This is a genomic window from Pseudomonas edaphica, assembly GCF_005863185.1.
Taxonomy (GTDB): Bacteria; Pseudomonadota; Gammaproteobacteria; order Pseudomonadales; family Pseudomonadaceae; genus Aquipseudomonas; species Aquipseudomonas edaphica.
The window spans coordinates 1-4,790 of the sequence record NZ_VBVZ01000492.1 but is presented as its reverse complement, the minus strand read 5'-3'; the positions used below and the strand labels follow the sequence as shown (position 1 = coordinate 4,790).

Genomic DNA, 4,790 nt, shown 5'->3' with positions numbered 1-4,790 from the left:
CTTCAAGGGGGCGGTGAGAAGGGAAGGGCGGGGTACGCCGATGTGTTCATCTTTCACAACGGGGCGCATGGCGATAAACACTTCAGCTTCTTCACCCGGTTTAAGCCAGGCGCGTGGCCAGACACTGACCGCCAGCGTTTGTGAGTTGCTGCATTCTTTTTCATCGATGCGCACGTTGCGTTTGATCTGGTTGCGCACGACCACCACCGCCACATTGAACTGCGCGCCGGTGTACCACTGGCTGCGCTCGCTGTTGAGCGCCAACAGATCGCGCGTGGCGCACAACGTGTCCAGTTGCAGGGGCATTGGCCCTGCCTTGAAACCGTCTGGGACTTCGCCGCTGACCAAGTGCGCCAGGGTGCTGGTGATATCGCTTCGGTTTATGGGCGGCTGATGGGCGGCTTGCCGGCGCGCCAGAGGCTTGAGGGCAGCCTGCAATTGGGCCTGGTCCTCCTGGGGCAAGTAACGCGAAGGGTCAGATTGGTCGCCGATGACCCGTGGGGTGAGGATGAACAGTCGCTCGCGTCGACTGTTCTGTCGTTCAGTCGAGGAGAACAATGCCTTGCCCAGCAAAGGAATATCGCCCAGGAGCGGCACCTTGCTTTGTTTGTCCTTGTTGTCTGTGACATGGAAACCACCGACCACCAATGAGCGCTTTTCCGCCATTACCGCCTGGGTGCTCACCTTGCCACGGCGAACATCGAGGTCATCGGGCTGTAGGTTGAGTTCGTCGAAGTTACCGTCTTCAATATCCACCACCAAATGGATCTGGTGGCCACCACGGCTGGTGATCACCCGTGGCACCACCTGAAAGCTGGTGCCGACGGTCACGGGTAAAATGGTTGCGTAGTCTCTGCCGGCCTTCAGGTATCGCGTGCGGTTGAAATCGATGACCGCCGGCTGGTTCTCCAGGGTGAGCACGGAAGGGTTGGAGACCAGGGTTGCCAGCCCTTGGGACTCCAGGGCACGTATGTGAGCGTAGAAGCGCCCGGGGTTGCCAATCGACAACTGAGAAGTCGTGCCCGGTGCCACGTTGACGCCGCCGCGCCAGCGGCTGTTTTGAAAGCCCCATTCAACCCCGAACTCTTGCAACTTTGTGCGTTCGATGTCGAGGATGATGGCGTCTATCTCCACCAGCTTGCGTGCAACGTCGAGTTGGGTGATCAACTCGCGGTACATCGTTTGGCGCTCAGGCAGGTCGTAGATCAGAATCGCGTTATTACGCACGTCGGCTTCGACCCGGATTCGGCTGGTTGCGCGTGGGGCGCGAGGGCCGAGTGAGGCGCCCGTCGACAGCCCTCCTGCATTCGTGGGGTTGGCGAGCATCTGCTCCAGCAGAGGGTTGTTCAACCGCGGGACGTTGGGCGTAATCTGGGCCGACGGTGAAGAAGCGCCGGAAGATTGGGTGGCATTGGCGACTGTGGAGGTGGAGCGTGGCTCCAGTAACCCACGCAGCACGCTGGCCACGCCCGCGATGGTCAGCTTCTCTCCGCGATAATCGATGATCCGGTCCGCCGCGTTGGCGTACTTGAGCGGGTAAGTCAGCACGCTCTGTTTTTCATCCGGAGATCTGCGTTGGCTGCTGAACTGTTTGATCTGCTCGATATAGCGTTTAGGACCGGAGACGAGTACAACCCCATCGTCCGGCAATTCACCCCAGCCAAATCGGCTGTCGAGCAGGCCGATATCGGTCAGGGCCTTTTTAAGGTCTGCGATCGTTTCCGACGAAACTTCCAGCCGCGCAGACTCTTGCTGATCCAGCGTGCTGATGTACAGGGTGTTGTTGTACAGGTACCACTGGAAGCGGTGTTCGACCCCCAGCCTGTCGAGCATGGACTGGGGAGTATTAGCGCGTATTTTGCCATTGACCACGCCCTCCAGCAGGCCCTCGATTTGCAGTTGGGTGCCGAAGGTCTGGGCGAAGTCTTCGAGCACTTCGCGTACAGGCTTGTACTGGGTTTCGTAGGCATACGCCGTATTTTTCCATTCCGCTGGAATGGCGGCAAGGGGGCTTTGCAGAGGTATCAACAGGCACATCAGAACTATTGGAATACGCCAGTCGGCGTGTTTGAAACGCGCACAGGGCGAGCTGATAGACAAGCGTAAACGCTTGTAAATGAGGGTGTTCATATAGGATTCTCTAGTTAATAAAACTGCGCACGCAGTGGAGTTGGCCCACATTTTTTGGGCGTTCTGGCCAGCCGCTTGGCCGTGGAACGCCAGGTGTCGCGCTGATTGAGAAGGGATTCGAGTTGGTTAAACAGAACGGCCTGATGGTCTTCCTGCGTGACGCATTGAAGTAGCCAGAGCTGCCCCGTGGAGGGCTCGACTGAAAGCGCTCCCTGAAAGTACGGCAGGCTTGCTCCACCCAGTTGTAGCCAGGTTTCCATTGTTGTTTGTGCGTGCTTTGGCTGATGGGTAAGTTGAGCGCTGAGCAAAAAACACTGCGGGTAACGACGCAGGGTTATAGTGTCGTCGCCCTCCAGCAGCGTGATTTCTTGCTCTGCCCCCGCCAGCCACTGAGTGAGCCGCGCGCTGAAACACTCAGGTCCCATTGAAAATGATTTTTCCCATCTCGGCCCGGTGGCCGAGAACCGCTCCGGCGGCAGTCGTCTGTAGCATCAAGTTTTGTTTCAGCCTGAAGTGTTCACCCAGCAGTGATGAAAACTCTTTCGAGGTTATTTCATCAGGGATGCCCTGACCGAGTTGTTCGAACTGCCGGTTGTTTTTGCTTAAATCCCTGAAGATTTGCCCGCCCTCGCGTGCGTCGAGTTTCATATGCTGATCTCCGTTGAACGTGTATTTTTTATGTGGTTTACCTTTGGGATCCGTTCCACGATTTTTTAAATATCTGGATAAAAAATGCAGCAGGCGGTTGAGAAGTTAATCCTCTGAAACAAAGTCTGTGTGAGACACCAACAGGGCATTGATCGAAGAGGCCCAGTCGATACGAAAGCTGCCTTCCTCTGCCTCCAGGATCAACATCTGTGGCTGAACAGACTCGTCACACAGCAGGCGCCAGGGCGCTTCGGTATGTTGATCCAGCCAATGTTCCACATCCGCCTGATCCTGCGGGTTGCAGACCAACTTTGCGCGGATCGCCGGGGCCTGGGCTGCGAGCATTTGCTTGAGCATGGCAGACACCCGTTGAGTGGGCGTTGTGTCCTCGAGCAAGCTGCGAATGGCACTGTGGGTGACCGATGTGGCGATGCGTTCGATGCTGTCGAGGACCGCTTGCTGCTGCGTGTGCCACAGATGCAATTGGCGATTGGCGCGTTGCCAGAACTCATGTTGAGCCTGCAGCAGCAATTGGTCGCGTTGCACATAGGTTTGGCGCAGGATTTCATCTGCCTGAACCTGGGCACTGTTTAACAATTCGGTGTCGCGGGCGCAGTCCGCCAACGTTTCCAAGGGAATCAGCGAGCAGGTCCGTGAAGGAAGCGGCTTGCGTAGCTCAATCGTGCGTTTGCACAGCATCGTCCTGGGCCTCCTCGGCGAAGGAAAACACCGGCTCGTTGTTTGACGCGCCGGTGCGCCATATTGCGGCCTTCCAAATAGTTTCAAGCTTGTCGTGGGCATCGATCAGTCGAGGGTTCTTCTCTAGGGCGAGCACCCGATGGCGGTCAAAGCTCAACCGCAGCCGCTGCCACACAGGGGGTTCTACCCAGGCGCGTAGATAGTGCAGGGGGTCTTCAGTGTTGATTTGCAGGGTGTTGGGCAGCAGTGCCTTGGAAAGGCGTACGCACCAGAGTTGCAGGTCTTGGCTCAATGGCGTGCGGTTCTTGATCTGGTAAACACCGCCGACCAGCGCGAGGATGAGGTCTCTGCGTTGTTCAGGTTCAAGTACCAACTGCAACAGTGCTGGAGACGGTTCGACAGGCAGGCATGGGTCAATTCCCAACGCCGTTGCCATTGCCGCGTGCTGGCTCTGGCAGAGTGTTTTCGAATAGGGCAATGAAGGGACGAAAGGCGGCCAGTCATGGGGCGAATCGAGCCATGGGCAGGCCCACCACTTGGCCCAACTGAGGCTGTCATGCGTCATTCGTGTTCGGCTCGGCTTGTTGGGCGCCGCGCGCCTTTTTCACCCAGAACCCCGCTGCAGCGCACCCCACAAACAGGACGATAAAGAACAATGTCACCATGGTCTGCCAAAAAGCGAGGTCACCGGGCTTAATCAGAAACGGCCCGAAGTAGGCGAGTTGCTGCTTTTCCTTGTAGGCGGTAGCCGGTACGAAGATCACGGTCAGTTTTTGCGGGTTTGCAACGGCTGTTGTCATGCCCGGTATGCTACTGGCAACCATCCGCCGAATGCGCGGCAGCAAGCTGTCGGGTTCCAGCCGTGGATCATGCTTGATGAAGACCGATGCCGAGGCCGGCTGTACCGGCTCTCCCGGTGCGACCCGCTCGGGCAGTACCACGTGTACCCTGGCGACAAGAACCCCATCGATATTGGACAAGGTCGCTTCCAGCTCCTGAGACAAGGCATAGATATAGCGCGCCCGTTCCTCAAGCGGTGTCGAGATGACACCTTCCTTGCGAAATACGTCGCCCAGCGTAGAGCGCGCAGTCTTTGGTAACCCGGCGGCGGCAAGCGTGTGGACCGCGGCAGCAATATCATCTGTGCGCACGCGAACGACCACGCCGTCTTTCTCCAGCTGTTTTTGTGCCCGAATGTGCTTGTCTGCCAATTCAGCGATTACCTCATTGGCTTCCTGCTCGGATAACTTGCGGTGCAGTTCGACGCTTTCACCGCATCCGCTCAGCACCGATAAGAGGGTCAGCCATAAGAG

At 57.5% G+C, this 4,790-nt stretch carries 6 protein-coding genes; all 6 read right to left on the bottom strand.

Annotated elements, in window-relative coordinates:
- The coding region (gene sctC / locus FEM54_RS24975) for a type III secretion system outer membrane ring subunit SctC (protein ID WP_138453483.1) at positions 1-2,130 on the bottom strand (2,130 nt) is incomplete at its 3' end.
- Between the two features lie 14 nt (positions 2,131-2,144).
- Positions 2,145-2,555, bottom strand: coding sequence for a type III secretion protein (locus FEM54_RS24970; protein ID WP_138453482.1), 411 nt, complete (start codon positions 2,553-2,555; stop codon positions 2,145-2,147).
- A complete protein-coding gene (locus FEM54_RS24965) occupies positions 2,545-2,778 on the bottom strand; it encodes a hypothetical protein (protein ID WP_099549219.1) in 234 nt (77 codons plus the stop codon). Before FEM54_RS24965 ends, FEM54_RS24970 begins: the two co-directional genes overlap by 11 nt.
- A 105-nt stretch (positions 2,779-2,883) precedes the next feature.
- Positions 2,884-3,477, bottom strand: a complete 594-nt coding sequence (sctL, locus tag FEM54_RS24960; RefSeq protein ID WP_138453481.1) for a type III secretion system stator protein SctL — start codon at positions 3,475-3,477, stop codon at positions 2,884-2,886.
- Positions 3,455-3,913, bottom strand: coding sequence for a type III secretion protein (locus tag FEM54_RS24955; RefSeq protein ID WP_177033724.1), 459 nt, complete (start codon positions 3,911-3,913; stop codon positions 3,455-3,457). Before FEM54_RS24955 ends, sctL begins: the two co-directional genes overlap by 23 nt.
- A gap of 118 nt (positions 3,914-4,031) precedes the next feature.
- A partial coding sequence (sctJ, locus tag FEM54_RS24950) for a type III secretion system inner membrane ring lipoprotein SctJ (protein WP_138453480.1) occupies positions 4,032-4,790 on the bottom strand: 759 nt, incomplete at its 5' end.

What these genes read in the sequence shown, in the direction of transcription:
- sctL (WP_138453481.1), bottom strand. Translation starts at nt 3,477, where the DNA reads ATGCTGTGCAAACGCACGATTGAGCTACGCAAGCCGCTTCCTTCACGG.
- FEM54_RS24970 (WP_138453482.1), bottom strand. Translation starts at nt 2,555, where the DNA reads ATGGGACCTGAGTGTTTCAGCGCGCGGCTCACTCAGTGGCTGGCGGGG.
- FEM54_RS24965 (WP_099549219.1), bottom strand. Translation starts at nt 2,778, where the DNA reads ATGAAACTCGACGCACGCGAGGGCGGGCAAATCTTCAGGGATTTAAGC.
- FEM54_RS24955 (WP_177033724.1), bottom strand. Translation starts at nt 3,913, where the DNA reads ATGGCAACGGCGTTGGGAATTGACCCATGCCTGCCTGTCGAACCGTCT.